The following is a 26885-nucleotide window of genomic DNA, read 5'->3' on the forward strand; positions in this document are numbered from 1 at the left end:
AGGCTGCAGGGCGGGGGCGATCGAAAGCGGGAACGCTGAACATGTTCCAACCTAACGTTGGTAATAAATATATTCTAGGTATTATTTCGCGATCCTGAGGCGCCGCCGAGGGCGCGAGAGGCGGGACGGAAAAACGAAAAAAGGCCGGGCTTTCGCCCGGCCTCCCATCGTCTGTGCTTGAGAAGGGTGTGCGTGCTTAGGCGACGCCGCCCGAGCGCTCGAAGCGCTTGCGCTCATTGGGGTCGAGGTAGGTCTTGCGCAGGCGGATCGACTTCGGCGTGACCTCCATCAGCTCGTCGTCCTGGATCCAGGCGAGCGAGCGCTCCAGGGTCATGCGGATCGGCGGCGTCAGGCGCACGGCCTCGTCCTTCGAGGTAGTGCGGATGTTGGTGAGCTTCTTACCCTTGAGCACGTTCACCTCGAGATCGTTCTCGCGGTTGTGCTCGCCGATGATCATGCCCTGGTAAACCTTGGCGCCGGGCTCGATCATCATCGGGCCGCGATCCTCAAGGTTCCACATGGCGTAGGCCACGGCCTCGCCCTTGTCGTTGGAGATCAGCACGCCGTTGCGGCGGCCGGGCATCTCGCCCTTGTAGGGCTCGTAGGCCTTGAACAGACGGTTCATGATCGCGGTGCCGCGCGTATCGGTCATGAGCTCACCCTGGTAGCCGATGAGGCCGCGGGTGGGCGCATGGAAGACGAGGCGCAGGCGGGAGCCGCCCGACGGCTTCATCTCGATCATCTCGGCCTTGCGCTCGGACATCTTCTGCACGACGACGCCGGAATACTCCTCGTCGACGTCGACCACGACCTCCTCGACCGGCTCGAGGACGTTGTCGTTCTCGTCCTTGGAGAGCACCACGCGGGGACGCGAGACGGCGATCTCGAAGCCCTCGCGGCGCATGGTCTCGATCAGGATGGCGAGCTGGAGTTCGCCGCGGCCGGAGACGAAGAACGAATCCTTGTCGGCCGCCTCCTCGATCTTGAGCGTGACGTTGCCCTCGGCCTCCTTGAACAGGCGGTCGCGGATCATGCGGCTCGTGACCTTATCGCCCTCGGTGCCGGCCAGCGGCGAATCATTGACGATGAAGGACATGGTGACGGTGGGCGGATCGATCGGCTGGGCCTGGATCGGGGTCTCGACCTGCGGATCGCAGAAGGTGTCGGCCACGGTGCCCTTCACGAGGCCCGCGATGGAGACGATGTCTCCGGCCTCCCCCACATCGATGGGCGCGCGCTCCAGGCCGCGGAAGGCCAGGATCTTCGAGACGCGACCGGTCTCCACGAGCTTGCCCGTGCGGTCCATGACCTTGATGGCCTGGTTCGGCTTCACGGTGCCGGACGCGATGCGGCCGGTGATGATGCGACCGAGGAACGGGTTGGCCTCCAGCAGGGTGCCGAGCATCCGGAACGGACCCTCCTCGACCTTGGCCTGGGGCACGTGTTCGAGCACGAGGTCGAACAGCGGGGCGAGGCCCTCGCTCTGGTCGCCGTCGGGCGCCGTCGCCATCCAGCCGGCGCGGCCGGACCCGTAGAGGATCGGGAAGTCGAGCTGCTCGTCGGTGGCGTCCAAGGCCGCGAAGAGGTCGAACACCTCGTTCACCACTTCGGTGATGCGGGCGTCCGGACGGTCGACCTTGTTGATCGCCACGATCGGCTTCAGGCCGATCTTGAGGGCCTTGCCGACCACGAACTTGGTCTGGGGCATCGGGCCCTCGGCCGCGTCGACGAGCACGATCACGCCGTCGACCATCGAGAGGATGCGCTCCACCTCGCCGCCGAAATCGGCGTGGCCGGGGGTGTCCACGACGTTGACGCGGGTGTCCTTCCAGACGACCGAGGTCGCCTTGGCCAGGATGGTGATGCCGCGCTCCTTCTCGAGATCGTTCGAGTCCATGGCGCGTTCCTCGACGCGCTGGTTCTCGCGGAACGATCCGGACTGCGACAGCAGCTTGTCGACGAGCGTCGTCTTGCCGTGGTCGACGTGGGCGATGATGGCGATGTTGCGAAGCTTCATAGGGTATCCGGAAGCGAGAAGAGCCCGTCACGCGACGGGCCGCAGGAATGCGGCCGGCTGCGCCGGGTCACGGGATCGAGCTATCGCGTCGCAATATAAGGTGTGAGGCTCCGGGGCAAGGGGCGACCGCCGTCGGACCAAGCATGCCCCACCCCCGTCAGGCGCGGGCGGCCTCCAGGCGCAGGGCCCGGACCCGGTAGCGGCCGAGCGCGGTGACGCACACGAACGAAATCGCCGCGAGCGTGGTACCGAAGGCGGCGATGGGCCACCAATGGCCCTGGAAGCGCTCGGCCAGGAGGGTGCCGACGATCGGGGTCAGGCCGCCCGCGATCGCGCCGCAGACCTGGTAAGCGACGGAGATCGCCGTGTAGCGCACCCGCGTGGGGAAGGCGCCGGCCACGTAGCCGGCGATGACCGCGTAGAAGGTGGCGCTGCCGAGCACGTTGAGGGCGAGGCCGAGCATCAGGGCGGGGACGGAGCCGAGATCGACCAGGAGGAACAGGGGATAGGGCGCCAGCATCGCCCAGATCAGGGTGCCCTGGAGGAACAGGCGCTCGTTGCGAATCGCCTCGGCGATCCGCGCGCCCACCGGCGTCATCACGAACTGGACGCAGGCCGCCACCAGCAGCGCGTCGAGGATCGTCGCCCGGGGCAGGCCGAGATACTGGGTCGTGTAGGTGATCATGAAGGTGTTGAAGAGGTAGACCGATCCGATCGCGAAGGTGTTGGCGCCCGCCGCCAGGGCGAGCGGCGTCAGGCTGGTGATCAGAACCTCGCGGATCGGGGCCTGGGCCGGGGCGGCCGTCCGGCTCGCGGCGTCTCGATCCTCCTGGAAGTCGGGTGATTCGCCGACGCCGAGGCGGATGAAAAGGCCCACGAAGAGCAGCACGACGCTGACGAGGAAGGGCAGGCGCCAGCCCCAGGCGAGGAAGCTCTCCCTGTCCATCAGCCCGGCGAGGCGGAAGGCCAGCAGCGACAGGATCTGCCCGGCCGGGCTGCCGAGCTGGGCGAAGGAGGCGAAGAAGGTCGAGCGTCCCTTCGGGGCATGCTCGGCGGCGAGCAGCACCGCCCCGCCCCACTCGCCGCCGACCGCGATGCCCTGCAGGATGCGCAGGACCACGAGGGCGATCGGCGCCCAGATGCCGATGCTGGCATAGGTCGGCAGCAGACCGATGCCGGTGGTGGCCAGGCCCATCATCACCAGGGTGACCACCAGCGCCTTCTTGCGCCCGAGCCGGTCACCGACATGCCCGAAGACCAGCCCGCCGAGGGGCCGGGCGAAGAAGCCGACCGCGAAGGTGCCGAAGGCCGCCAGGGTCGCCACGAAGGGCGTCGCCTCGGCGAAGAACAGCGGCCCGAACACCAGGGCGGCGGCCGTGCCGTAGATGAAGAAGTCGTACCACTCGATCGTGGTGCCCACGAAGGCGGCGATGGCGGCCCGGGCCGGCTGGCTCGGCGCCGACTCTGGCATCGAAGGTTCGGACATGCGGTGGTCTCCCGGGCGATCGAGCGGGGCGGAGGGACGGTCCAGCAAGCCCCGGACCGCACCGCACGCGATGGGGCACACGGTCGAGCCCGATGCCCCGCTCCAACCGATACGCGCCGGGCCCGGCCGCTACTTCGCCGCCACCGGCCGCACGGACCAGGTGGCCCAGTAGACGGGGCGGCCGAACACGCTGGACGCGTTCGCGCCGCCCGGCCCCGGCGCGAGCCGGTCGAGCCAGGTCAGGAAGCCGGCCTTGGCGCGGTAGTTCGTCGGGGTTGCGAGGTTGCCGTACCGGTCCGTCATCCAGAAATGCTGGCCGCGCCCGAAACGGCCCGACCCGTCGCCGCCCGAGCGCAGGCCGAGATAGGCGGTGGAGCGCATGATCGCCTGCGGCTCCGAGAACCAGGTCAGGCCCGCGAGCGAGCCCGGCGCGAGGTCGGCGGTGTACTGCACGCAGATGTCGGCCACGGGACCGTCCATGGTGTTGGCGGGGCGGTTGCAGCGATAGGCCGCCACCCAGCGGTCCATGTCCCGGGCCTTGGCCACCCGCACCAGGCTCTGGGCCGGCAGCGGCTCGGCGACGGTCCGGGCCGGCGACCAGACGCGGTCGGCGGTGAGATCCCGGCTGGTGCGCAGGTAGAGGCCCATTCGCCGGTTCGCCGCCGGCTCGTTGCAGTCCGAGGGCAGCACGTCGGTGTAGTAGTAGTGGTAGACTTGATCGACCACGCTGATCGCGCCGACCAGATCGGTGCGGTCGAAGCCCTGCCCGGCGCAGTTGCCGATGAGCGCCGCCCCGGTCTCGTCGAGGACGGCGCTGGGGCTCGGCGCCTCGGGCGTCCGCGACCGGCCGCGGCGGGAGCGTGCTTCCGGACGGTCCCCGCCGAACGGCGTCCAGACCGTGCCCGCCTCCGTGCGGCCGCGGATGTCGAAGCTGGCAAAGTCCAGCGTGCGGGCCTGGAGCAGCGCGTGCCGGTTGCCGGCCTCGGTAGGCACCGCCGCGAGGAAGAACACGTAGCTGTAGGCATCCCCGCCCCAGGCGCGTCCCGCCACCGTCATCGGATGCCGGGCCGCGATGCCCTCGCCGGCCGGCTCGGGCGCCGGGGCCGGTGCGGGTTCGGCCCGGCGACGGCCGCGGCGGCGTCCACGCTCCTGGGCGCCGGCGCCCTCCTGGGTGCGGGCGACTTCGCGGGCCATTTCCCACAGGCGCCCCTGGGTCGGCGGCATCGTGGTGGCGAGTTGCTCCGGCATCGCCCCGGAGCGGACCGAGCCGCCGTCGAGGGGGTCGGTGGCACGGCGCGGCGCGCAGGCCCCGTCCGCCGCGCCGCGCCGGGATTTCTTGGCGATCAGGGGCGTCTCGGCCTGGTATACGGCCTGGAGCGGTCCGGTGCCGGGCGTCGTGCGGATCACCTGCACGCCGCTGGCGGATTCACAGGCCGGGGGCGCGAAGAACACCCCTTCGGCCTCGCTCCCCCGGCAGATCTCCAGGGTGCCGCCGCCGGTGACGTAGCAACTCGTATCGGTGGTCTGCGCGCCGGCAGGGCTTGCCGCGAACCACAGGAGAAGCGGCAGAAACGCCGACGGGACGACCCGCGGGCGAGCCGGCTGACGGGGAACGCCGGAGGGCGCAGCGAGGGGGAAGGTCCGCGGATGTGTCACGGTGGAGAGGGTTAGCGTAGCCCCGCGGTTCGACAAGGCTTCGCCGGGGCGCCATCCACACCGTCGGTCCTCACATTTCCGCGCAGGGTCGCCGGGTCAGCCAGCGTCCCGGGCCTCCGTCCCGCACCACTCGGCGATGAACAGGGCCATCGCGGTGGTGATCCGCTGCACGGAGGCGAGGCTGACGCGCTCGTCGAAGCCGTGGATGTTCTGGCTGATCGGGCCGTAGCAGAGCGCCGGCACCCGGTCGTAGAGGGCGTAGACCCGGGTATCGAGATAGCTCGGCGACATGAAGCTCTGCAGGTCCGCGCCGGTCGCGGTCCGGTGTGCCCGGCCGAGCGCCGCCTCGGCCTCCGATCCCTCCGCCAGGGCGTAGCCCTCGGCGAAGAAGCCATCGAAGCTGACGCGGGGCGGCGTGTTCGACAGGAAGGCGTCGTCCCGGGCGAAATCGCCGATCGCCTGCTCCACCGCGCGGGCGGCCTCCGCCGCCGAAACGCCCGGATAGAGGGCGATGCGGCAGTCGATCCGGCACCAGGCCGGCACCGAGGAGGCCCAGTCGCCGCCCGCGATCCGACCGACATTGAGGTTGATGGCGTCGGGCTGGTCGGCGAAGTGGGGATGGGCCGCCTTCTCGGCGTTCCAGCGCGCCTCGAGGGCCCGCAGGGCGCCGATCACCCGATAGGTGGCGTCGATGGCGTTGGCGCCGACGCCCATCTCGCGGACATGGACCGGACGGCCGCGGACCTCGACGGTGAACCACAGCACCCCGACATTGGCGCGCACGAGTTTCTCGTCTTCGGGCTCGGGGACCAGCACGGCATCGGCGCGGTAGCCGCGCAGATGGGTCATCAGGGCGCCGTTGCCGGTGGATTCCTCCTCGACCACGGATTGCAGGGTGACGGTGGCCGCGGGCTGAAGGCCGATCCGGGCCAGCGCGTCGAGAGCGAACAGGTTGGCGGCGTGGCCCGCCTTCATGTCGGCCGCCCCCCTGCCGTACATCCAGTCGCCGTCGATGACGGGCTCGAAGGGCGAATGGGTCCAGAGATCCGCGGGGCCGGGCGGTACCACGTCGACATGGGCCTGGAGGATCAGCGAGCGCCCGGTCTCGGCCCGCGGCCGATGGATGCCCACGACGAGGGGCGCCTGCGAATGCGCCTCCGACATCGCCGCCCCGCCCGGATGGGCGGCAAGGGCGGCCCCGTCCATGGTGAAGCGGTCGATGGCATAGCCGCGGGCGCGGAAGGCCCGGAAGACGAAATCCTGGATCGCGTGCTCCGCGCCCCGCGTCGACCCGAACCGCACCAGGGCCTGGGTGTGGGCGACCTGCTCGGGAAATCCTGCCGCGACGGCCTCGGCGATGCGGGCGGCAAGGGCGGGATCGAGGGGCATCGGCGCTCCGGCGCTGGCGAGGGGTGCGGCCAGGATAGCGGTGCCGGCCGGTTCAGGCGAGCAGCGCCGCCGCCAGCGCCACGGGCAGGGCAAGCAGGGCCGCCGGGCGGATCCAGGCCGGGCGGTAGGACACCAGCCCGACCACCAGGAGCGCCGCGCCGGTGAGCGAGCCGATCCACTGCACAGGGCCGAAATTCCAGTCCGAGGTGACCACGGCGGCCGCGAAGGAGGCCGCGATGGCGGCCCAGCCGGCGAGCCGCAGCGCCCCGGCGCGGGTCCGCGTCTGGCTGCGCCCCGCGATGGCCCGGTGGTGGCGGTCCATGGCGAGGCAGAGGGCCGCCAGCCCGGCGAAGCTGAGGGCGAGGTTGAGGGCGATGGAGAGCGGCGTCATGCTTCCGCGAAACCTTCGGGCACCCGGGCCGGGCCGGGGCGTGCGGCCTGCCGGCGCGCCTCGTAGTCGGAAACCTTGCGCGCCCCGAGGGCCAGGGCGAGGCCCAGCCCCAGCATGGCGGCGTCGAAGGCCAGGAAATCCAGGCCGCGATCCGTGGTCAGCGCGCCGACCACCGGCACGGCGCCGAACAGGAAGCCGGCGGCGAGGCCCAGCTCGGTCCAGGCCCTGCGGTGCGGGCGAAGCAGGGACACGAAGGCAGCCAGCGCCCAGGCGCCGAAGAAGACGCTTCCCTCCCAGGTCGCCCGGTGGGCGAGGTCGACGGGCAGCAGCCGGTTGCCGAGGAGAAACGCCGCCATGCCGATGGGCAGGCCGAGGATCGTCCCGAGGTTGAGGCCGCGCACCAGGCGCAGGCCGAAGCCCGGCGCCTCGCCCGCCTTCGGCGCCCGGGCGACGGTCCAGAGGACGAGGCCCGTGGCGATGGTGGCCGAGCCGAGCAGCCCGCAGAGGAAGAACAGTGCCCGCAGGGCCGTGCTGGCGAAATGCGCCTCGTGCAGGCCCATGAAGCTGGTGAAGACCTGGGCGGCCGGCTTCAAGGGCTCGACCCGCTCGACGACGGTCCCGGAGGTGGCGTCGAAGGCGATCTGCGGATGCTGGTGGGCGAGGCCGTGGGGCTCCTCGAAGACGGCGACCACGGTGGCGTTGGCATCGCCCGGATTGTTGACGATGACCATCTCGAGGGGTTCCGACACCTCGCCCTGGGCCCGGGCCAGCAGCGGCGCCAGCGGCACGGCCTCGCCTGGTCGGCCGGCGGCCGGGCGCCAGGTCGTGGTCTGGGCCGCCTCGACGTAGAAGCGCAGGTCGTCGCCCTTGTAGGCCGCCGTCACGCCCCAGGGCATGTACATCACGCCGAGGGTCACGATCCCCGTATAGGTGATCATCAGGTGGAACGGCAGGGCGAGGACGCCGGTGACGTTGTGGGCGTCGAGCCAGCCGCGCTGGGCCGACTTGTCCCGCCGGAAGGTGAAGAAATCGGCGAAGATGCGCCGATGCGTGACGATGCCGGAGATCAGGGCGATGAGAAGAATCATCGCCGCGGCGCCGACGATCCAGCGGCCGAGGACCGGCATCATCTGGAGCTCGTAATGAAAGCGATAGAAGAAGTCGCCGCCCTGGGTGTCGCGTGCCTTGGTGGGCGCGCCGGTCTCGACGTCGAGCATGGCCTGCCCGAGGGGAGCCTCCAGGCTGTCCATCCAGTAGACGGCGATCATCGGCCGGTCCGGCTGCGGCACGGAGACGTACCAGGCCATGGCCTTCGGCGCATGGGCCTTCAGGTAGGCGACGCCGCGCTCGGCGGCCGGAACCGGATCGGAGGGACCGGCGTGCAACTCCGGGCGCATCCAGAGCGAGAGGTCTGCGCGGTAATAGGTGGCGGTGCCGGTGACGAACACGGCGAACATCACCCACCCGGTGACGAGCCCGGCCCAGGTGTGGAGCCAGGCCATAGACTGGCGAAATCCCTGTCTCATGCGGGCGGTCCCATCGCGACGCCGTCGAGGGCCAGCCAGAGGCCGAGGCCCACCAGCGCGATCGGAAGCCCGAGGCCCAGAGCGGCGCGCAGCAGGGTCCGGGCGGCGAAGACCCAGATCACGGCGCCGGCCAGGATGGCGAAGCTGATCAGGGTCGCGGTGGCCACCGCCTCGGAGCGCACCATCGGCAGGGTCAGCGACAGGAACGCCGTCGCGAGCCCGGCCAGGGCGTATCCGCCGAAGGCCGCCAGCCCCACGCGTGCCGCCACCGCGGAGCGGTAGCGCCAGCCACGTCGCAAGCGGGCCCTGTCGAGGGGACCGGAAATCTCCGTCACGGGCAAACCCTTCGAGACTTACACGGGCGAGACCGGTGCGGAGACAGGCCCCGCAACGGTAGGCAAGATCGGCAATCCCGGCCGGGACAAAACGCCGACCGAGTCCCCAACGCGTGAGGATCACCCCCGCTATAGCGATCCTGGTCTTCGGCTCGCAAACCCTATGTTATGGAATCATTCCAATTCGACTTTGGGATGCTGCGTCGCGCCTGCGGCAGCGTCGCGGTTCGCGCGACGGCGCGACGGCGCGCAGGACGGTGGCGGCGCGCGGAATTCGTGTTGACAGGCCGCAGGTCGCGCCCTGTGCAACCGGACTGCGGGTTAGGATAAGGTGACGGCCAGCGTCCGCTTCCCGCCCACACCGCCCGAGAACAAGACACCCGATCGTGACCGCAAGCTCCCCCCGTCCCCCGATCCGCTTCCGCGGCCGCTCGTTCATGGCCCTGGTGCTCGCCCCGGTGCTGCCCGTCTCGGACTGGCTCGACGAGCTCGACGCGCTGGCCCGGCGCTCGCCGGCCTTCTTCGTGGGTCGCCCCGTCATCCTCGACGTGGCCGGGCTCGGGCTCGAGCGGGAGGCCCTCGTCGCCCTGGTGACCGACCTCGCCGCCCGCGACGTGGCCGTGATGGGCATCGAGGGGGCCGATCCGGGCCAGCTCGGGGCCGGCCTGCCCCCGCCCCCGGCGGGCGGGCGCCCGGTCGATGCGGTCCCGACCCCGGAAGCGACGGCGGATGCCGCGCCGGACGCGCCGGTCGTGCCGTCCGCGCCGGCCCCGTTCCGCTCGCTGATCCTCGATGCGCCCGTGCGCTCCGGACAGACGATCCTGCACCTAGAGGGCGACATCACCGTGATGGGCTCTGTGGCCTCCGGGGCCGAGGTGATCGCGGGCGGCTCGCTCCACGTCTACGGCGCCCTGCGCGGCCGGGCGATCGCGGGGGCGGCCGGCAACCCGGAGGCGCGCATCACCTGCCGCCGGTTCGAGCCGGAACTCATCGCCATCGACGGGCTCTACCGCACCGCCGACGACCTCGGCCCGGTCCAGCGCGGGTTGCCCGCCCAGGTCCGTCTCGAGGGCGACGCCATCAAGGTGGCCGGTCTGGACTAGGCCCTACCGGCCCGTCCAGGCCGGGGGACGCTTGGCGAGGAACGCCTCCATGCCCTCGCGAAAATCCGCGCTGGTGTAGCAGAGGCGGATCAGGTCGTCGCCGGGACGCTCGTCGCCCGCATCGTCCGCGTCCTGAAGGCGGCGCAGGCCCTCCTTGGTCGCCCGCAGGGTGAGCGGCGCGTGACCGGCCACCAGGGTCGCGAGCTCCGTGGCGCGGGCCGCCAGGGCCTCGGCATCGGCCACGACCTCCCCGACGAGCCCGATGGCCAGGGCCTCCTCGGCCCCGACGAGGCGGGCGGTGAAGATCATGTCCTTGACCCGCGCCGGCCCGATCAGGGCGGAGAGCCGCCGCAGGTTGCCCAGCGAGAGGCAGTTGCCCAGGGTCCGGGCGATGGGAAAGCCCAGGCGGGCGTCGCGAGTGGCCAGCCGCAGGTCGCAGGCCGCCGCGATGGCAGCGCCTCCGCCCGTGCAGGCGCCGGCGATCGCCGCGATGGTGGGCACGGACAGGCGCTCCAGCGCGCCCATCACCCGGTCCATGAAGCGCTCGTAGTCGATCGCGTCCTGCGCGCTCGTGAAGCTCCGGAACTGGGCGATGTCGGTGCCGGCCGCGAAGGCCTTCTCGCCCGCACCCGTGATGACCAGGGCCTTGACGCTCCCGTCCGCCTCGAGGCGCGCACAGGCGTCGATCAGGCCCTGGTACATCCCGAAGGTGAGCGCGTTGCGCGCCTGCGGCCGGTTGAGGGTGAGACGCGCGATGCCGCCCTCGACCGTGAAGAGGAGTTCGTCGATCTGGGTCATGCGGGGTCCCTGGGCGCCGGGCGCGGATGCGTGCCCCTTCCTCTCGCCCATCGGGGCCGGGCGGAGCAAGCGGCCGGCCCCCTTCCCGCCTCAGAACACGGACGGCACGAACATTCCGGGCGGCACCGGGTGGCGGGTGTAGTCGTCGTGGCGCTCGCGGTCCGGCAGGTGCACGGGCGGATGCGCGACGTCGCCGTAGGGGATCTGCGTCAGGAGGTGGCTGATGCAGTTGAGGCGGGCGCGCTTCTTGTCGACCGCCTCGACCACCCACCAGGGCGCCTCGGGGATGTGCGTCCGGGCCAGCATGTCCTCCTTCGCCTTGGTGTAGTCCTCCCAGCGGCGACGGGACTGCACGTCCATCGGCGAGAGCTTCCACTGCTTCAGCGGATCGTGGATGCGCATCTGGAAGCGGAAGGCCTGCTCCTCGTCGGTGATCGAGAACCAGTACTTGAGCACGATGATCCCGGAGCGGGTCAGCATGCGCTCGAATTCGGGCACGGAGCGGAAGAATTCCTCCACCTCGTCGGGCGAGCAGAACCCCATCACGCGCTCGACGCCGGCGCGGTTGTACCAGGAGCGGTCGAACAGCACGATCTCGCCGCCGGCCGGCAGGTGGGCGACGTAACGCTGAAAGTACCACTGGGTGCGCTAGCGCTCGTTCGGGGCGGGCAGCGCCGTGACGCGGCAGACGCGCGGGTTGAGCCGTTGGGTGATGCGCTTGATCACGCCGCCCTTGCCGGCGGAGTCGCGGCCCTCGAAGATCACCACGACGCGCAGCTTGTGGGCCTGGACCCAGTCCTGCAGGCGCACCAGCTCGTGCTGCAGGCGGAACAGCTCGCGGAAATAGACCTTGCGGTCGAGGCCGGGCGGACGGGCGGGCTGCCCGAGTCCGTCGGCCAGGCGCTCGAGGCGCTCGTCCTCCATCTCGAGCTCGAGTTCCTCGTCGAAATCGTCGGCGACCTCCCGGCGGATCGCCTCGATCTGCGCTGCCCGCTGTCCGCCGTCCATGTGGAAGCTCCGTCCCCGCCGAATTGCCGGCCGCGCTTAGACCACGGCATCATGACAGGCTTGATACGACGTGAGGGGCCGGCGACGGTCCAAGGGAACGGGGACCGCACATCGCGGGTTGAACGACAAGCTGCGCCATTTCGCGGGCCGCGAGCCCGGCTCGCCCGGCGCCCCACACATCTAGAGGGTCCACCCATGAGCCTGATCGGACGCATCGTCACCAAGCTCCTCGGCAACGAGGATCGTCCCGTGGTCCGCGACGACCGCAACTACGATTCCGGCACGCCGCTCGGCCGCCTCGTGACCAAGATCCTGCGGAAGTAAGAGCGCTCTCCGGGCGGCCGAGGCCGCCCGGTTTCCAAAGCCCTGGGCGGCTGAGTCCGCCCGGCTCCGGACTGTGCTCGCGGCTTAGGCCGCCCGGCGCTTGGCCTTCTTCTCGCGTCCCTGGCCCGGCGCGCGCTGGCCGGCCCGGGTCCGGTCGAGCACGAATTTCGCGTAATCGTCCATGTCGCCCGCGAAGGGCTTGACCGTGTTGTCGGCCGCCAGCCACAGGCGATCCGCCACCAGCTCCATCAGCGAGCGGTCGTGGGTGATGAGGATGACCGCCCCGCCGTAATCGTTGAGCGCGTCGAGGAGCGCCCTCCGGCTGTCGATGTCGAGATGGTTGGTCGGTTCGTCGAGGATGAGCAGGTGCGGCGCCTGCATCGCCACGAGGTTGAGCAGCAGGCGCGCCCGCTCGCCGCCCGAGAGCGCGTCCACCGTCGTCTCCTGCTTGTCGAAGGCGAGGCCGAAGCTTGCGAGCTTGGCGCGCCGGGCCGACTCGCTGTCGTCGGGGCGCTCGCGCCGGATGATCGCGAGCGGCGTGTCCTTCGGGTCGAGGGCCTCGATCTGGTGCTGGTGGAACCAGCCGACCTGCACGCGCCCTTCCCGCACCATGCGCCCGTCCCGCACCGCGAGGGCGCCCGCCGCCATCTTGGCGAAGGTCGACTTGCCTGCGCCGTTGACCCCCAGCAATCCGATGCGGTCGTCGACGTCGAGGGTCAGGTTGAGGTCGCGCAGCACCGGCGCGTCGTCGCCATACGCGATGGTGGCGTCGGTGAGGTGCATCAGGGGCGGAGCCAGCGGCCGCTTCGGCGAGGGCAGGTGGAACGGTGCCACGTGCTCCTCGATGGTGGTGGCGATCGGCTCCAGCTTGGCGAGGCGCTTGACGCGGGACTGCGCCTGGGCGGCCTTCGAGGCCTTCGCCTTGAAACGATCGATGAAGCTCTGCAGATGCGCGCGCTCGGCCTCCTGCTTCTGCTTGGTCGAGGCCTGGAGGCGGGCCTTCTCGGCCCGGCGCTTCTCGAAGTCGTCGTAGCCGCCGGTGTAGAGTTCGAGCTTGCCGCCGGCCACGTGCAGGATCGCGTCCACCGAGTTGTTCAGGAGCTCGCGGTCGTGGCTGATGATCAGGGCCGAGTGCGGGTAGCGCTTCAGGCGCGCCTCCAGCCAGAGGGCGCCCTCGAGATCGAGGTAGTTGGTGGGCTCGTCGAGGAGCAGCATGTCCGGCTCGGCGAAGAGCGCGGCGGCCAGGGCCACGCGCATGCGCCAGCCGCCGGAGAATTCCGCCATCGGCCGGGTGAGGTCCTCCACGGAGAAGCCGAGGCCGGCGAGGATCTCGCCGGCGCGCGCCGGGGCCCGGTCGGCGTCGATCTCGATGAGGCGGGCATAGATCTCGCCCAGGCGCTCGGGCGCGGCGGTCTCCAGCTCGGCGTTCAGGGCCTCCCGCTCCACGTCGGCGGCCAGGATCGTATCGATCAGGCTGACGGGGGTCGCGGGGTGTTCCTGATCGACGGAGGCGACGCGGGCGGTCTTCGGCAGCAGGATGGCGCCGCCGTCCGGCTGCAGTTCACCCAGGATGATCTTGAAGAGCGTCGACTTGCCGACGCCGTTGCGGCCGACGAGCCCGACCTTGGCGCCGGGCGGCACCGCGACGCTGGCGCGATCGAAGAAGCGCCGGCCCCAGGCGCTGAAGGTGAGGTCGTCGATCTGAATCATGCGGGGGCTCGTCGGGGGCGGGGGCACCGGACGGACCCGGACGCGGGCCGGACCCTATCGCACCGCACCATCCGGCGCGAGGGGTGCGGCACGCAACCGGCCCCCTCGCCCCACGCGCCTCGGGTCGTGCCCGGGCGGGAAACGACCCGGGCGCCGGCCTATTGCGCGGCCACCACCGAGGCCTTCACCAGCGGCGCCACGGGCACGCTCTTGCGCCAGAACGTGCCGGTGCGGCCGGTCTCGTAGCCGGTCTCGTACAGGCTGCGCATGTAGCCGGTGTCGAAGCCGCGGGCCGTGGAGGTGTTGGGCGCGGATTCGTCGATGTAGGCGAGGTTGAAGCCGATGCCGTTGTTGCGGGTGAAGGCATAGGTCGAGGCCAGGGTGGCGCGGCTGCGGGCTCGGCTCGCCGTGGTGAACGCGCGCTCGACGATGGAGAGCGTGTTGTTCTGGGCGAGGTCGAATTCCGGCTCCAGGCGCCCGTTGATGATGACGTAGATGTCCGACTTGGCGCCCGCCTTGAACCGGCCGTCGCGCAGCAGGAACGATTGCGGGAGGGTGAAGACCGGCGTCACCACGGAGCCGTCGACATGCATCTCCTGGAAGGTGCGCTGCGCTGCCTGGACGTCGATGAGTTGCGGCGGGAACACCGCCGGGATGCTGGCCGATGCGGTGAGCACGTCGGTGAAGAGGTCGAGGGCGGCGGGGCCGCCGCTGGTGGCGATGGCGCCCATGTTCCAGATCACGGCGCGCTGGGCATCGAGGTTCGTCGTCACCACGAGGAGGCGACGGCCCTTGGCATGCTGGGCGGCGACCGCCGCCAGGAGGTCCGGCGTCACGTAGCGCCGCACGAGGTCCCGCAGGCGCCCGTCCCCGAACAGGCCCGAGCCGAACAGCACGTTGGCGAAGCTCGGCGACTGGACCAGGGTCGAGGCGACGCCGCTGGTGTAGATGTCCTTCAGGATGGCGTCGTATTCCGGCCCGACGAAGGCGAAGGGCGCGATCAGGGCACCGGTGGAGACGCCGGAGACCAGGGAGAATTCCGGGCGCTTGCCGGACTCGGTCCAGCCGTTCAGCAGGCCGGCGCCGTAGGCCCCGTCGCCGCCACCGCCGGACAGGGCGAGGTAGGCGAACGGAACCCTGCTGTTCTGGGGGCGCGCCGACATCTCGGTGAAGGTCTTCTCCGAGGCATCCGCATAGGCGCGTACGTTCGGATCGAGCCCTGGCAGGACCGCGTCGGCCGCCTCGCTCGCCGTGTAGGGCGTGCGCGGCGTGCTGCCACAGGCCGCGACCTGGCCCGCAACGAGCAGGGCCAGGAGCCCCCGGGTCCAACGGCGACGACGCAGGTTCGACATGTCCACAGCCAAGTCCACAGCTTCAATCCCGGAGCCCGACCCCGGCACGACCCTAGCACGGAAAATGAGCTTGGCCGTTGCCGTGTTCCGGCTACGCTTCGCGACGCTGGACCGGTGTGGCATTCGGGCAGCAGCCGCGCGATCCCACGGGATCGTGCGGAAGCACGTCGACGGCCGGAGCCTCCGCGGCCCGGCCCGACATCAAATGAACTTCCTGCGCACACGTCCGTTGGAGCACCATACGGTGACGGTTGACCGTTGCGGTCACGATCCGACGTCCAGTTTCCCTCGCGAAACCTGCTTTCGCCGACCGGTCGCGCTCACGCGGAGCGGCCGTGCCGCCCGCATGTGCCGTCGATGGTCCTGACGATGACGGCGTGAGCAGGACAGCCCCAGGGATCGGTGGCGCGAGGAGGCAGAGGCGATGGAACGAGACGACGCGTGGCACCTGACGGGCGATCTGATGGTCGAGCACGGCAAGGGCGATCCGTTCGCCGCCGCCATCCGGGCCACCCGCATGCCCATGATCGTCACGGACCCGCGCCGCGACGACAATCCGATTGTCTTCGTCAACGATGCCTTCCTGCGCCTCACCGGCTACGAGCGCGGCGAGATCATGGGGCGTAACTGCCGCTTCCTGCAGGGCCCCGACACCGACCCGAACGCGATCCAGCAGCTCCGCGAGGCCGTGGGTGCCCGGCGCGACATTTCCGTCGACATCCTGAACTATCGCAAGGACGGGAGCTCGTTCTGGAACGCCCTCTACATGAGTCCGGTCATCACCAAGGGTGGTGACCTGCACTACTTCTTCGCCTCGCAGCTCGACGTTACCGACCGGGTCGACGCGCAGATGCGGACGCAGAACGAGAAGGAGCACTTCGAGCGCGAGGTCGCCAAGCGGACGCGCGAGCTGTCGGACGCCCTGGCGGCCAAGACCATGCTCGTGCACGAGGTCGACCACCGGGTGAAGAACAATCTCCAGATGGTGGCCTCGCTCCTCACGATGCAGACCCGGAGCATCTCGGACCCCACGGCGCGCGAGGCGATGAAGTCGATGCTGACCCGGGTCGAGGCCCTGGGAACGGTGCACAAGCGCCTCTACCAGTCCCACGACGTCGAGCGCTTCGACGTGGCCGAGTTCGCCCGCGAGCTCGCCACGGACCTCGTGCGCGGCTCCGGCCGATCCGAGATCAGCCTGCACCTCGACCTGGAGCCCGTGGAGGTGCCGGTGGAGAAGGCACCGCCCGTGGCGCTGATGATGAACGAGCTCATCACCAACGCGCTGAAGCACGCCTTCCCCAGCAACCGGCCGGGACGCCTCTCGATCCGGGTCCAGCCCGATGGACGCTACTTCGGCATCCGGATCATCGACGACGGCATCGGCATGCCCCAGGAGGTCGTCGGCACGCGCTCCTTCGGCAAGCGCCTGATCGAGAGCTTGGCGCGCCAGCTGAATGCCAGTATCGCCTGGCAACCGGGCGATCCCGGAACGTCGATCGACATTCGCCTCCCGCGCGAATCCCCGGGCGCCAAGGACAGCACGTGAGCGAACCCCTCCGGGTACTGATCGCGGAAGACGAGGCGCTCATTCTGATGCAGCTGGAATTCCTCGTGGAGGATGCCGGCCACGTCGTCCTCGGCAGCGCGGCGACCGCCGCGGAGGCGATCGGGATCGCCCGCGAGGTGCGGCCGGATCTCGTTTTCGTCGACCTCCAGCTGCGCGGCGGCTCGTCCGGCATCGACATCGTCCGGGCGTTGCGGGACGATGCCGCCATGATCCTGGTCTTCGTCACCGCCAATGCCCAGCACCTGCCCGAGGGATTCGAAGGGGCTGCCGGCGTGATCGCCAAGCCCTTCACCGAGGCGGTCATCTTCGACACCCTGGCGTATTTCAGCGAGTGCGTGCGCGCGCCGCCGCCGCGCTCCCCCCTGCCCCTCGGCCTGCGCCTCGCGCCCGCCTATCGCGACGCCCTCGGCGTCTAGGCCGGCTCAGCGGTAGCCGGCCGCCTGCAGCTCGAACAGCTCGGCGTAGCGGCCACCCAGCGCCTGCAGCTCCGCATGACTGCCCGATTCGATGACCCGACCACCGGCAAGGACCAGGATGCGGTCCGCCATGCGGACCGTGGAGAAGCGGTGCGAGATCAGCACCGCCGTGCGCCCGTGGCTCAATTCGCGGAAGCGCTGGAAGACCTCGAACTCGGCCCGGGCATCGAGGGCGGCGGTGGGCTCGTCGAGGATCAGGATCTCGGCTTCGCGCATGTAGGCGCGGGCGATGGCGATCTTCTGCCACTCGCCCCCCGACAGGTCGACGCCCTCGGCGAAGCGCTTGCCCAGCGGCTGGTCGTACTGGAGGGGCAGCCGGCCGATGACGCCGTCGGCGAGGCTGCGCCCGGCCGCACGGGCGATCCGGTCGGGGTCGTCGCGCGCCTCAATGCGGCCCACGGCCACGTTCTCGCGGGCGGTGAAGCTGAAGCGCACGAAATCCTGGAAGATCACGCCGATGCGGCCGCGCAGGTCCTCGAGGTCGTAGGCGGAGAGGGGCCGACCGTCGAGGAGCACGCGGCCCTCCGTCGGGTCGTAGAGCCGGGTGAGCAGCTTGACGATGGTGGTCTTACCGGCGCCGTTCTCCCCCACCAGGGCCAGCACCTCTCCGGCCGCGAGGTGGAAGCTGAGGTCGCGCACCGCCCAGGTGTCGGTGCCGGGATAGCGGAATCCCACCGCCTCGAAGACGATTCCGCTCCGGATCGGACGCGGCAGGGGCGCCGGGTTCGCGGGTGAGCGGATCGCCGGCACCACGGCGAAGAACGAGAACAGGTCGTCGAGATACTGTGCCTGGGCGGCGATCTGCGAGAAGCCGAGGAGCAGCCCCTCGATCAGGCCGCGCAGGCGCTGGAAGGAGCCCGCCAGGAAGGCGAGGTCGCCGATGGAGAACTGGCCCGCGGCGGTGCGCCAGACGATGGTGGCGTAGGCGAGATAGTAGGCCAGCGTGCCTAGGGCCGCGAAGGCCCCGCCCCAGCCGGCGCGGCGCAGCGCCAGGGCGCGGTTGTCGGCCACGAGCTTGGACGCCAGCCCCCGGTAGCGCTCGGCGATGTAGCCGTTCAGCCCGAACAGCTTGACCTCCTTGGCGGATTCCACGCTCGCCCCGAGGAAGCGCAGGTAGTCGATCTCGCGCCGCTCGGGCGTCCGGGTCCAGGCCAGCCGATAGCCCTCGCGGTTGAAGTAGGTCTCGTTGAGGAAGGCCGGCACCAGGGCGATCACGAGCAGCAGGATCAGCCCGGGCGCGAAGGCCACGAGGCCCAGCGCGAAGGCCACGAGGGTGATGAGATCCTGCCCTTGACCGAAGAGCTGGAACAGGAGGTTCGAGCGGCCGGTGACCTGACGGCGGGCCCGCTCGAGGCGGTCCTGCTCCGCGCTGTCCTCGAACTGCTCGAGGTCGAGCTCGGCGGCGTGCCGCATCAGCTTCAGGGTGGCGGACGTGCCGTAGAGGTCGGCCACGAGGCCGTCGACCAGGGTGCTGGCCCGCCCGAGGAGGTCGGCGAGGATGGCGAGGCCGAACTCCGCCGCCACCAGCATGGCGAGGTGCCGCAGGGCGGGATCGGACAGCCAGGCCTCGGGCCCGAGGCCGCCCGGATGCGGCCGGGCATGCTCGGCCACGATCGCGTCGAGGATGAGCTTGGCGAGGTAGAGCATCGCCACGGGCAGGCTCGCCCGCGCCAGACGCAGGCCGAGGCTCACCACGAGCAGGCGGGGGCTCGCGGCATAGACGAGGCGCGCCAGGGCCGGGAGGTGGCGCAGGGCGCCGAGGCGCGCGGATAGGACGGTCAGAGGGGAGAGACGGTCGGGCATCGGCCGGGACCATGACCGGGAGCGGCACCTCCGTCGATGCCGCAGACGCCGCACCCAGTCGCGCAGATGTCAGCGCGGGACCGGCCAACGTCTTCAAGCTCTTGAGGACAGGCGATTCGCCGGCGAGACTTCACTTTATCGCCTATGTTAGGCGTTCATCCTCTTCTCAGGCGCGAGGCCGCCCTCACAATGCTCAGCGGTTCAGCGGTCCTGCGGGTCGGCATTCTCATCGTGGTGGCAGCCGTCCTGGCCGGGATCATCCAAATGCTGCGTCCGCAGGACAGCGGAACACCGGAGACGCCCATCACCCGGACGGCCCCGGAGACCGGGGCCGCCGGAACCCAGGCGGCGGTGCCGCCGGCCGTGACGCGGCCCGTCTCCCCGGTGGCGCCGGCGCCCCTGCCGCAGGCCGTGCCCGCCCCGGCGCCACAAGCCGCCGTGCCGCCGACGCCCGCACCGAATGCGCCCCTGCCGGCGCCCGCACCGACGGCGCCGTCGCCCCATTCGCCAGCGCCGAGCGACCCGGCGCCGGCCCTCCCGGACCTCGGGACCGCCTCCCGCCCGACGCCCCCGTCGGCCGGCGAGGAGGCCATCGACACCGCCGCCGAGACGGCCGGGCCGAGGGGCGTCGCGATCGTCGACCTCAACACCGGAACCGTCGCCGAGCTGAACGGCCTCCGGGGCGGCGGCATGATCGGGCGCGCCATCGTGCAGAAGCGGCCCTACGCCTCCGTCGGCGAGCTCCTGTCGAAGCGCGTCCTCAGCCGGGCGGTCTATGAGCGGATCAAGGATCAGGTCACGGTGCGCTGAGCCCCGTTTCGGGTAGCGCGCCACGCGCCGTCTGCCTAAGATACCCCTCCGGCACGCCGGAAAATCGCTTCGATCACCAGGGACGAGCCATGTTTGCGCAAGCCGGGGGCGTTACCTTTCGCGAGGATCTCGGCGTCGAGGAAACCACCGAGACCGACAACATCGTCCGGTGGGACGGCGAGAAGCTCTACGTGGAGCACGACATCTATCACAACGGCCAGCTGGTCCACCGCAAGTACCGCAAGAACGTCAGCGAGGCGGTGGCCCGGGCGCTGCAGACGCTGATCAACCGCGCGCAGCAATAGGCGGCCGGATCCCTGCGCGGGCGCCTCCGGCGCCGGCGCGCTACTTTCCGATCCAGTCGTGCCCCGCCACCACGGCCTCCACGGTGCGGGTCCAGGTGCCGGGCTGGTCCGTGGACCCGGTTCCGAGCGCGCACTGCACCATGACGCTGTCGCTCCAACGCCCGTACTTGTAGCCCACCGCCGGCAAGAGCCCGACGCGGACGAAGCCGCAGGCTTCGTGGAGGCGCAGGGACGCCTCGTTCTGGGCGTCGATGTAACCGATCATCTGCCGGTAGCCGCCCGCCGCGCAGGCCTCGATCAGCGCCGGCAGCAGGCGCCGGCCGATCCCCGCGTTCAGGTGCGCGTGGTGGACGTAGATCGAGTGCTTGAGGGTGTAGCGATAGGCGGGACGCTTGCGGAACGGCACCGCGTAGGCGTAGCCCGCCACGATCCCGTCGCGGTCGGCCACGAGGTGCGGCAGGCGCTTCTTGCGCATGGCCTTCCGACGCTTCTTCAGGTCGTCGGGATGGAGCGGGTCCTCCTCGAAATCCCCGACATCGCCGACGCCGCGCCGGATGTGGTGGGCGTAGATGTCCACCATGTCCGGCACGTCGGCATCCGACGAGGGCCGGATGACGAGGTCGGGATCGCTCTCGGCCACGCCCGCCATCAGCGCCCCTCGCGCATGACGCGGGGCTCTCGCATGACATACGTGTGGAACCGGATCGTGCCGTCCGGATCGACGTCGCGGAACACGCCCTGGATCTCGGCCTCGAAGCCCGGGAACAGGTTCGCGGAGCGCTCGAACATCTTGAAATAGTCCAGCATGGGTTTGGCCCGCTCGTCCAATCGCTCGCCCGGCAGCACCGTGCCGATGCCCGGCGGGTAGACCAGAAGCAAGGTCGTCGCCACGCGGCCCTCGGCTTCGGCGATCGGCACGTAATCGACGTTGTTGCGGGTGAGCTGCTGGACCGCCTCCTTCGGCGTCATCACCATCTCGGGCAGGTGCCCCGGCTCGAACTGCTTGCGCTGGAGCGTGCTGGTGCCGTGCTCGCGATGGAAGGCGTGGAAGTCGGCGCACAGGTCGCGCAGGCGCACGCCCTTGTAGCGGTTGGGCCGGCGCCGGACGAATTCGGGCATCGCCTCCTCCAACGGCACGTTGTCGTCGTGCAGGCGCTTGAAGGCGACCAGCCCCGAGATCAGCGTGCCGGCCTTCGAGGATTCGACGCCCGGCGTCAGCAGGAAGAGCAGCGAGTTGAGGTCGTTCTTCTCCGGCACGATGCGGTTTTCCCGCAGGTACTGCGCCACGATCGGCGCCGGCACCCCGTGCGCGGCATATTCCCCGGTGTGCCGGTTGAAACCCGGGGTCAGCACGGTGAGCTTGTTGGGGTCGGTCATGGCGTAGTCGGGCGCCACGTGGGTGAAGCCGTGCCAGTCGGCGCCGGGTGTCAGTTCCCAGTACTTCACGTTGCCGGCGAGTTCGTCCGTCGAGAGGCTTTCCCACGGCACCTTGCCGTCCGGTCCCTCGACCGTGTCCGGCACGAAGGGATCGAAGAACCAGCGCTTGAGCGGATCGCCCTCCTTCTCCTCGAACTCGCGGCGGATGGCGCGGACCTTCTTGCGCCACTCGATGCCGAGGCGGATCGTGTCGTCCCACAGGACGACGCCGGAGCGCCCCTTCATCATCTGCGCGCCGACGTCGAGGGAGGCGAACAGGGGGTAGAACGGCGAGGTCGAGGCGTGGACCAGGAAGGTCTCGTTGAAGCGCCGGTGCTCGATGCGCCGGGTCTGGCCGCGGATATGGCTGTCCTTGGTGTGGATCTGCGAGGCCTGGGAGAAGCTCGCCAATTGCTTGTGGGTCGATTGCGTGGCGATGATGCCCGGCGAGGTCTCGTCGAGGCCCTTCAAGCCCATCGCGAAGCGGCCGGCGAAGAGCGGGTGGAACTTCATGAAGCCCGCCCAGGCCTCGTCGAAGAGGATGTAGTCGCAGAGATGCCCGATCTTATCGAGGATCATCTGCGCGTTGTAGATCGTGCCGTCATAGGTGCACTGCTCGACCACCGCGACGCGGAACGGCCGCTCGCGCCGCCAGGCCTCCGTGTCGGTGATCAGCGGGTTGGTGCGGATCTTCTCGCGGATGCGCGTCTCGTCCAGGGCCTCGTGGTACATCGGGCCGATCAGGCCGTAGGCGTTGCGGTCAGTCTCCAGGAAGACCGGGATCGCACCGCCGAGGAACAGCGCGCCGTGATGCGCGGCCTTGTGGTTGTTGCGGTCGAACAGCACGAGGTCGCCCTCGGCGACCAGGGCCGAGAGCACGATCTTGTTGGAGGCCGAGGTGCCGTTCAGGACGAAGTAGGTCTTCTCCGCCCCGAAGATGACGGCCGCCTCCTTCTGCGCCTTCAGGGCCGGGCCCTCGTGGACGAGGAGATCGCCGAGATCGAGCACCGAGTTGTCGAGGTCGTCGCGGAACACCGCCTCGCCGAGATGCTCGACGAAAATCCGCCCGATCGGCGAGCGGTTGTAGAAGATGCCGCCGTTGTGGCCCGGGCAGGTCCAGAGCTGGTTGCCCTGCTCGGCGTAATCCACCAGCGCGCCGAAGAACGGCGTCTTCAGGGTCTCGGCATACTGCTTCACGCGGCTCACCAGGCCGCGGGCGATGTAGTCCGGGGTTTCTTCCGCCAGGAAGATGTAGCCGTCGATGAAGTCCAGCACCTCGACGGGGATGTCCTCCAGGCGCTTGCGGCGGACCATGATGACGATGGGCATCTCCAGCCCGCGCTTTCGCATCAGGTTGATGAGGGCCGCCGCCTTGCCGTCGAGGCCACGCTTGCCCCAGTCCACCACCATGCAGCCGATGGCCGAATCGGTCTGGACCGCGATGGCCGCATCCTCGACGCGGCGGGCCCGCACCACCTCGAAGCCGAGCTTCTCCACGGAGCCGATGATCTGCTGGACGCGCACGCCCTCGAGATCGTCCGGGTCGAAGTTCGGCGCACACATCAGGACGGTGAAGCGGCGGAAGAAGTCCATGCGGAAAAGGCTCCCAGAGGCGTTTGGCGCACCGTTCGCGACGGGACGTGACGCTTCGATGACGATCGTGCGGCGGTCGCGGTGTTTTCAGGCACGCCCCGCCGCGACAGAGAGCCGGCTTACGATCCGCCGCGCCGTTTGACGAGCCCGCGCGGGCGGATCATGTGGTCGACCGCCAGCGCCGCGAGGCCGCAGATCACCAGGACGAGACGCGCGCCGTTCTCGACCTCGCCGAGGACCAGCCCCTCGATGGTCAGGCCGAACTTCCCGGTGTCCCGGGTCGGCGGCAGCACCCGCGCGGTGCGGATCGACGGTGTGACGAGCGGGCGCTTGGTCTCGGCGGCGTTTCACCCGGCGATCTCGTCCCGCGGCAGGCGCGAGCGCCCGGAGAGGACCGGCCGGGCGCGGCGGAGGGAGTGGAGGCGCGGAACCACGCGGGCGGCCCTGTCTCCGGCAATCCTTCCCCGCCGGCGCCGGGAGACAGCGCCATTTCACCCGCGACAAACGCCCCGGCATCGGGCTTGCTCCGCGCAAGGCAGAACAGCGGGGCGGCATGGTCGAGAAGCTTTTTCACGCAGGGATGAGCCTCGCCCTGCTGCTGGCCGTGGCCGTGCTGTTCTCCACCCACCGGCGGGCGATCTCGCCCCGCGTGGTCCTCTCGGCCCTGGCGCTGCAGGTGGCGCTGGGGGCCCTGGTGCTGTTCATCCCGGCGGGCCGGACGGGCCTCGCGGCGGCGGCGGGCTTCGTCCAGACCGTGCTGAACTACGGCGACCGGGGCACCGCGTTCCTGTTCGGCGGCCTCGTCGAGCCGCGGATGTTCGAGCTGTTCGGCGGCAGCGGCTTCATCCTGGCCCTGCGCATCCTGCCGCAGATCCTCTACGTCTCGGCGCTGATCGCGGTGCTCTACCATTTCGGGGTGATGCAGGCGGCCGCGCGCAGCATCGGCGCGGCGCTGCAGCGGGTGATCGGCACCTCGCGGATCGAGACCTTCTCGGCGGTGATCACCATCGCCATCGGCCAGAGCGAGATCGCCATCGCGCTGCGCCCGTTCCTGGGGGCGCTGACCTCGGCCGAGCTGTTCGCGGTGATGTCGAGCGGGGCCGCCTCCACGGCGGGCACGATTCTGGCCGGCTACGCGGCCCTGGGTGTGCCGATGGAGTACCTCCTGGCGGCCAGCGCCATGGCGGTGCCGGGCGGGCTTCTCTACGCCAAGATCCTGGTGCCGACGACGGAGCCGAGCCGGGTCACCTCCACGCGGGTCACCTTCGCGGAGACGCGGGCGGTCAACGTGATCGAGGCGGCGGCCGACGGCACCCAGAAGGGGCTCGCCGTGGCGGTCTCGGTGGGGGCGATGCTGATCGCGTTCACGGGGCTGATCGCCCTGCTGAACGGGTTCATGGGCTGGGCCGGTGGCCTCGCGGGCTATCCCGCCCTGAGCCTGGAGGGCCTCCTCGGCGCGGTGTTCGCGCCCCTGGCCTGGCTGATGGGCGTGCCCTGGGACCAGGCCGGCCTCGTCGGCGGGGCGCTCGGTCAGAAGATCGCCTTCAACGAGTTCCTGGCCTACGCGCAGCTCTCGCCGGTCCTGAAGGCGGGCAGCCTCGATCCGCGCACGGCCGCGATCCTGTGCTTCGCGCTCTGCGGCTTCGCCAACCTGACCTCGGTGGCGATCCAGCTCGCGAGCCTCGCCAGCCTCGCGCCCGAGCGCAGGGCGGAGATCGCCCGCTTCGGCCTGCGCGCGATCCTGGCCGGCACCCTGTCCAACCTGACGAGCGCGACGCTCGCCGGGTTGTTCATCGGGGCCTGACGGCTGTGCCGGCCGGGATGCTTGCGCGGAGGGTCATGCGGCGGCGAGTTTCGCCGCCTTGACCTTTGCGGGGCCGGCCTTGGCGACGGCCGTGAGCGGCAGCTCGATATCGATGTCGAGGGTCGACATGTCCTGGCCGCGGTCGAGGCGGATCTGGACCTTGTCGCTGTTGACCTCGACGTGCTTGGCGATGACCGCGAGGATCTCCTCACGCAGCACCATCACGAGATCGGAGCCGCCGACCCCCGCCCGTTCATGGGCGAGGATGAGTTGCAGGCGGTCGCGGGCGACCGGCGCCGAACCGCGCCGGTTGAACATGTTGAGGAGGCTCATGCTGCCCTCCGGGTGAAGAGTTTGTCGAGGAAGGACTTCTTGTCGGTGGGGACCGACATCGGGACCGCATCGCCGTTGAGGCGGCGTACGGCGTCGGTGTAGGCGCGGGCCGGGGCGCAGAGCGGGTTGTTCAGGGTCACCGGGCAACCGACGTTGGAGGCGCGCAGGACTTCCATGCTCTCCGGAATGATGGCGAGCAGCGGGATCGAGAGGATCTCGAGCACGTCCTCGATCTTGAGCATGTCCCCGCGATCGGCCCGGGCAGGGTCGTAGCGGGTGAGGATCAGGTGCTTCTCCATGGTCTCGCCGCGCTCGGCCTTGAGGGTCTTGGAGTCGAGCAGGCCGATGATCCGGTCGGAGTCGCGCACCGAGGAGACCTCGGGGTTGGTGACCACCACCGCCACATCCGCGTGGCGCATGGCCAGCGTGGCGCCGCGCTCGATGCCGGCCGGGGAGTCGCAGATCACCCAGTCGAACTTCTCGCGCAGCTCGTCCATGACGCGGGCGACGCCCTCGTCGGTGAGCGCATCCTTGTCGCGGGTCTGCGAGGCGGGCAGCAGGTGGAGCTTGTCCAGGCGCTTGTCGCGGATGAGGGCCTGGTTGAGCTTGGCGTCGCCGTTGACCACGTTGATGAGGTCGTAGACGACGCGCCGCTCGGCGCCCATCACGAGGTCGAGGTTGCGCAGGCCGACATCGAAGTCGACCACCGCCACGCTCTTGCCGGCCTGCGCGAGCGCCGCGCCGAGGGCCGCCGTCGTCGTCGTCTTGCCGACGCCGCCCTTGCCTGATGTCACGACCAGAATTTTGGCCATATGAGCTGTCTCCTCAATCCAAGGATGCGAATTTGATGGCGCCGCCATCGAGCCAGATTTGCACGGCCTTGCCGCGCAAGTGGTTGCCCATCTCCTCGGCCGTACGGACGAGGCGGTCGATGCCGAGAAGCTCGGGCTCGAACTTGCGGCAGCAGATGCGGGCGCGGGGGTTGCGGGCGGCGCCGGCGATGGCCCGGCCGCGCAGCGCGCCGTAGACGTGGATGGAGCCGCCGGCGAGGATCTCCGCGCCGGAGGAGACCGACCCCATGACGGTGACGTCGCCGGTGGGGTGGACGATGGATTGCCCGGACCGGACCGAGCCCTCAATGGTGAGGGACGTCGTGGCCGGCTCGGGCGGTGCCGGCGGCACCGCGGGCTCCGGCTCCGGCTGGGCCGGAATCTCGATCGTGTTCGAGGGCCGTCCCTGGACGAGGAGCGGCGGGCGCCCCGGTCCGAGGAGAGACACGTCCGTACCCTCGATGCCGAGGATGCGGATCTGCCGGCTGCCGAGTTCGGCGAGCAGGCTGTCGAGGTCCGGCGCGGCGGGCGCCAGCGCCGCCACGTCGAGGATCAGGGCGCGCCCGTCGAACAGGGTCGGCGAGCGCTGGAGCGCCTCGTCCAGATCGGCGAACCAATCGGGAAGCGGTGTCTCCGGGGCCAGCACCAAGGACTTGAAGGCGCGGCCACGAAGCTGAACGGGTCTGCGGGGAGGGCTTGTGTCAGTCACGGGCTCTCGCGATTCCTTACCAGACCATTGATGCCCGGTATGGTTACCGCTTCGTTAACAACCCGTGTTCAAAGGATTAAAGGCGCGCATTTTCCTCTGATCCGATGATCCAGGGATGGGGCACGCGAACAAGCATCGGCCCCG

Annotated in this window: 24 protein-coding genes and 1 pseudogene; 7 read left to right on the plus strand and 18 right to left on the minus strand. The window is 70.2% G+C overall.

The window, feature by feature from the left end:
• Positions 1–196: 196 nt before the first annotated feature.
• The 7 genes from typA to ASF18_RS08650 all read right to left on the minus strand — a co-directional run bounded on the left by typA (position 197) and on the right by ASF18_RS08650 (position 8791).
• Positions 197–2017 (minus strand): translational GTPase TypA, encoded by a 1821-nt coding sequence (gene typA / locus ASF18_RS08615; RefSeq protein ID WP_056212074.1) that lies wholly within the window; start codon positions 2015–2017, stop codon positions 197–199.
• Positions 2018–2174: 157 nt separating this feature from the next.
• The gene (locus tag ASF18_RS08620; protein WP_200917543.1) at positions 2175–3503 is read right to left on the minus strand and encodes an MFS transporter; all 1329 of its coding nucleotides are present in this window, start codon (positions 3501–3503) and stop codon (positions 2175–2177) included.
• Positions 3504–3632: 129 nt separating this feature from the next.
• Entirely contained in the window at positions 3633–5159 is a 1527-nt protein-coding gene (locus tag ASF18_RS08630) for a hypothetical protein (protein ID WP_244472633.1), read from the minus strand.
• Between the two features lie 96 nt (positions 5160–5255).
• A complete protein-coding gene (locus ASF18_RS08635; protein ID WP_056350869.1) occupies positions 5256–6548 on the minus strand; it encodes an ArgE/DapE family deacylase in 1293 nt (430 codons plus the stop codon).
• Between the two features lie 52 nt (positions 6549–6600).
• Positions 6601–6939 (minus strand): DUF3325 domain-containing protein, encoded by a 339-nt coding sequence (locus ASF18_RS08640; RefSeq protein ID WP_056212070.1) that lies wholly within the window; start codon positions 6937–6939, stop codon positions 6601–6603.
• A complete protein-coding gene (locus ASF18_RS08645) occupies positions 6936–8465 on the minus strand; it encodes a PepSY-associated TM helix domain-containing protein (RefSeq protein ID WP_056277527.1) in 1530 nt (509 codons plus the stop codon). The genes ASF18_RS08640 and ASF18_RS08645 overlap by 4 nt, the downstream gene beginning before the upstream one ends.
• Positions 8462–8791 (minus strand): iron transporter, encoded by a 330-nt coding sequence (locus ASF18_RS08650; RefSeq protein ID WP_244472641.1) that lies wholly within the window; start codon positions 8789–8791, stop codon positions 8462–8464. Before ASF18_RS08650 ends, ASF18_RS08645 begins: the two co-directional genes overlap by 4 nt.
• 446 nt (positions 8792–9237) lie before the next feature.
• Here ASF18_RS08650 and minC (ASF18_RS08655) point away from each other — a divergent pair, with 446 nt between their 5' ends.
• Positions 9238–9903 carry a septum site-determining protein MinC gene (gene minC, locus ASF18_RS08655; protein WP_056350871.1) on the plus strand — a complete coding sequence of 222 codons (666 nt, stop codon included), beginning with the start codon at positions 9238–9240 and terminating at the stop codon, positions 9901–9903.
• A gap of 3 nt (positions 9904–9906) precedes the next feature.
• Here minC (ASF18_RS08655) and ASF18_RS08660 read toward each other — a convergent pair whose 3' ends face one another.
• Together ASF18_RS08660 and ppk2 are read right to left on the minus strand one after the other, a co-directional pair.
• Positions 9907–10701: an enoyl-CoA hydratase/isomerase family protein gene (locus ASF18_RS08660; RefSeq protein WP_056350873.1), complete on the minus strand. Its 795-nt coding sequence runs from the start codon at positions 10699–10701 to the stop codon at positions 9907–9909.
• Between the two features lie 90 nt (positions 10702–10791).
• Positions 10792–11709, minus strand: a pseudogene (ppk2, locus tag ASF18_RS08665) (polyphosphate kinase 2).
• Positions 11710–11904: 195 nt separating this feature from the next.
• Between ppk2 and ASF18_RS08670 the strand changes: the two are divergent.
• Positions 11905–12033 (plus strand): hypothetical protein, encoded by a 129-nt coding sequence (locus ASF18_RS08670; protein ID WP_055945825.1) that lies wholly within the window; start codon positions 11905–11907, stop codon positions 12031–12033.
• A gap of 84 nt (positions 12034–12117) precedes the next feature.
• Here ASF18_RS08670 and ASF18_RS08675 read toward each other — a convergent pair whose 3' ends face one another.
• Together ASF18_RS08675 and ASF18_RS08680 are read right to left on the minus strand one after the other, a co-directional pair.
• Positions 12118–13743: an ABC-F family ATP-binding cassette domain-containing protein gene (locus tag ASF18_RS08675; protein WP_056277513.1), complete on the minus strand. Its 1626-nt coding sequence runs from the start codon at positions 13741–13743 to the stop codon at positions 12118–12120.
• Between the two features lie 158 nt (positions 13744–13901).
• Positions 13902–15095, minus strand: coding sequence for a patatin-like phospholipase family protein (locus ASF18_RS08680; protein ID WP_056212057.1), 1194 nt, complete (start codon positions 15093–15095; stop codon positions 13902–13904).
• 424 nt (positions 15096–15519) lie between these two features.
• On the opposite strand from ASF18_RS08680, the gene ASF18_RS25050 reads away from it, so the two are divergent.
• Both ASF18_RS25050 and ASF18_RS08690 read left to right on the plus strand, forming a co-directional pair.
• Positions 15520–16641, plus strand: coding sequence for a histidine kinase dimerization/phosphoacceptor domain -containing protein (locus ASF18_RS25050; protein WP_056350874.1), 1122 nt, complete (start codon positions 15520–15522; stop codon positions 16639–16641).
• Positions 16638–17078, plus strand: a complete 441-nt coding sequence (locus tag ASF18_RS08690; protein WP_056350877.1) for a response regulator — start codon at positions 16638–16640, stop codon at positions 17076–17078. The genes ASF18_RS25050 and ASF18_RS08690 overlap by 4 nt, the downstream gene beginning before the upstream one ends.
• A 6-nt stretch (positions 17079–17084) precedes the next feature.
• On the opposite strand, the gene ASF18_RS08695 is transcribed toward ASF18_RS08690, so the two are convergent.
• Positions 17085–18941 (minus strand): ABC transporter ATP-binding protein, encoded by a 1857-nt coding sequence (locus ASF18_RS08695; RefSeq protein ID WP_056350879.1) that lies wholly within the window; start codon positions 18939–18941, stop codon positions 17085–17087.
• Between the two features lie 189 nt (positions 18942–19130).
• On the opposite strand from ASF18_RS08695, the gene ASF18_RS22910 reads away from it, so the two are divergent.
• On the plus strand, positions 19131–19751 hold the full coding sequence (locus ASF18_RS22910) for a helix-hairpin-helix domain-containing protein (RefSeq protein ID WP_082487275.1): 621 nt from the start codon (positions 19131–19133) through the stop codon (positions 19749–19751).
• 89 nt (positions 19752–19840) lie between these two features.
• Positions 19841–20056: a hypothetical protein gene (locus ASF18_RS08705; RefSeq protein WP_056212048.1), complete on the plus strand. Its 216-nt coding sequence runs from the start codon at positions 19841–19843 to the stop codon at positions 20054–20056.
• Between the two features lie 40 nt (positions 20057–20096).
• Here the strand turns inward: ASF18_RS08705 and ASF18_RS08710 are convergent, their stop codons facing one another.
• From ASF18_RS08710 to ASF18_RS23615, 3 genes are all read right to left on the minus strand, one after another.
• The gene (locus tag ASF18_RS08710; RefSeq protein WP_056212046.1) at positions 20097–20705 is read right to left on the minus strand and encodes a GNAT family N-acetyltransferase; all 609 of its coding nucleotides are present in this window, start codon (positions 20703–20705) and stop codon (positions 20097–20099) included.
• On the minus strand, positions 20705–23065 hold the full coding sequence (locus tag ASF18_RS08715; RefSeq protein WP_056350881.1) for an Orn/Lys/Arg decarboxylase N-terminal domain-containing protein: 2361 nt from the start codon (positions 23063–23065) through the stop codon (positions 20705–20707). Before ASF18_RS08715 ends, ASF18_RS08710 begins: the two co-directional genes overlap by 1 nt.
• Before the next feature lie 119 nt (positions 23066–23184).
• Positions 23185–23358: a hypothetical protein gene (locus ASF18_RS23615; protein WP_156649739.1), complete on the minus strand. Its 174-nt coding sequence runs from the start codon at positions 23356–23358 to the stop codon at positions 23185–23187.
• Positions 23359–23618: 260 nt separating this feature from the next.
• Between ASF18_RS23615 and ASF18_RS08720 the strand changes: the two genes are divergently transcribed.
• Positions 23619–24869, plus strand: a complete 1251-nt coding sequence (locus tag ASF18_RS08720; RefSeq protein WP_056350883.1) for a nucleoside transporter C-terminal domain-containing protein — start codon at positions 23619–23621, stop codon at positions 24867–24869.
• A 33-nt stretch (positions 24870–24902) separates the two neighbouring features.
• On the opposite strand, the gene minE is transcribed toward ASF18_RS08720, so the two are convergent.
• From minE to minC (ASF18_RS08735), 3 genes are read right to left on the minus strand one after another with little or no spacing between them, the layout of a single operon-like run.
• Positions 24903–25202 (minus strand): cell division topological specificity factor MinE, encoded by a 300-nt coding sequence (gene minE, locus ASF18_RS08725; RefSeq protein ID WP_056212040.1) that lies wholly within the window; start codon positions 25200–25202, stop codon positions 24903–24905.
• Entirely contained in the window at positions 25199–26014 is an 816-nt protein-coding gene (gene minD / locus ASF18_RS08730; RefSeq protein ID WP_056212038.1) for a septum site-determining protein MinD, read from the minus strand. The genes minE and minD overlap by 4 nt, the downstream gene beginning before the upstream one ends.
• Positions 26015–26027: 13 nt before the next feature.
• Entirely contained in the window at positions 26028–26741 is a 714-nt protein-coding gene (gene minC / locus ASF18_RS08735) for a septum site-determining protein MinC (RefSeq protein WP_056350885.1), read from the minus strand.
• Between the last annotated feature and the right edge of the window lie 144 nt (positions 26742–26885).

Source organism: Methylobacterium sp. Leaf89, assembly GCF_001422215.1.
Taxonomy (GTDB): Bacteria; Pseudomonadota; Alphaproteobacteria; order Rhizobiales; family Beijerinckiaceae; genus Methylobacterium.

Coding starts and splice junctions, on each gene's coding strand:
- ASF18_RS08620 (WP_200917543.1), bottom strand. CDS start 3,503: ATGTCCGAACCTTCGATGCCAGAGTCGGCGCCGAGCCAGCCGGCCCGG.
- minC (WP_056350871.1), top strand. CDS start 9,238: ATGGCCCTGGTGCTCGCCCCGGTGCTGCCCGTCTCGGACTGGCTCGAC.
- ASF18_RS22910 (WP_082487275.1), top strand. CDS start 19,131: ATGCTCAGCGGTTCAGCGGTCCTGCGGGTCGGCATTCTCATCGTGGTG.
- minE (WP_056212040.1), bottom strand. CDS start 25,202: ATGAGCCTCCTCAACATGTTCAACCGGCGCGGTTCGGCGCCGGTCGCC.
- ASF18_RS08640 (WP_056212070.1), bottom strand. CDS start 6,939: ATGACGCCGCTCTCCATCGCCCTCAACCTCGCCCTCAGCTTCGCCGGG.
- ASF18_RS25050 (WP_056350874.1), top strand. CDS start 15,520: ATGGAACGAGACGACGCGTGGCACCTGACGGGCGATCTGATGGTCGAG.
- ASF18_RS08695 (WP_056350879.1), bottom strand. CDS start 18,941: ATGCCCGACCGTCTCTCCCCTCTGACCGTCCTATCCGCGCGCCTCGGC.
- ASF18_RS08645 (WP_056277527.1), bottom strand. CDS start 8,465: ATGAGACAGGGATTTCGCCAGTCTATGGCCTGGCTCCACACCTGGGCC.
- minD (WP_056212038.1), bottom strand. CDS start 26,014: ATGGCCAAAATTCTGGTCGTGACATCAGGCAAGGGCGGCGTCGGCAAG.
- ASF18_RS08710 (WP_056212046.1), bottom strand. CDS start 20,705: ATGGCGGGCGTGGCCGAGAGCGATCCCGACCTCGTCATCCGGCCCTCG.
- ASF18_RS08680 (WP_056212057.1), bottom strand. CDS start 15,095: ATGTCGAACCTGCGTCGTCGCCGTTGGACCCGGGGGCTCCTGGCCCTG.
- ASF18_RS08715 (WP_056350881.1), bottom strand. CDS start 23,065: ATGGACTTCTTCCGCCGCTTCACCGTCCTGATGTGTGCGCCGAACTTC.
- ASF18_RS08675 (WP_056277513.1), bottom strand. CDS start 13,743: ATGATTCAGATCGACGACCTCACCTTCAGCGCCTGGGGCCGGCGCTTC.
- ASF18_RS08705 (WP_056212048.1), top strand. CDS start 19,841: ATGTTTGCGCAAGCCGGGGGCGTTACCTTTCGCGAGGATCTCGGCGTC.
- ASF18_RS08720 (WP_056350883.1), top strand. CDS start 23,619: ATGGTCGAGAAGCTTTTTCACGCAGGGATGAGCCTCGCCCTGCTGCTG.
- typA (WP_056212074.1), bottom strand. CDS start 2,017: ATGAAGCTTCGCAACATCGCCATCATCGCCCACGTCGACCACGGCAAG.
- ASF18_RS08660 (WP_056350873.1), bottom strand. CDS start 10,701: ATGACCCAGATCGACGAACTCCTCTTCACGGTCGAGGGCGGCATCGCG.
- ASF18_RS08635 (WP_056350869.1), bottom strand. CDS start 6,548: ATGCCCCTCGATCCCGCCCTTGCCGCCCGCATCGCCGAGGCCGTCGCG.
- ASF18_RS08670 (WP_055945825.1), top strand. CDS start 11,905: ATGAGCCTGATCGGACGCATCGTCACCAAGCTCCTCGGCAACGAGGAT.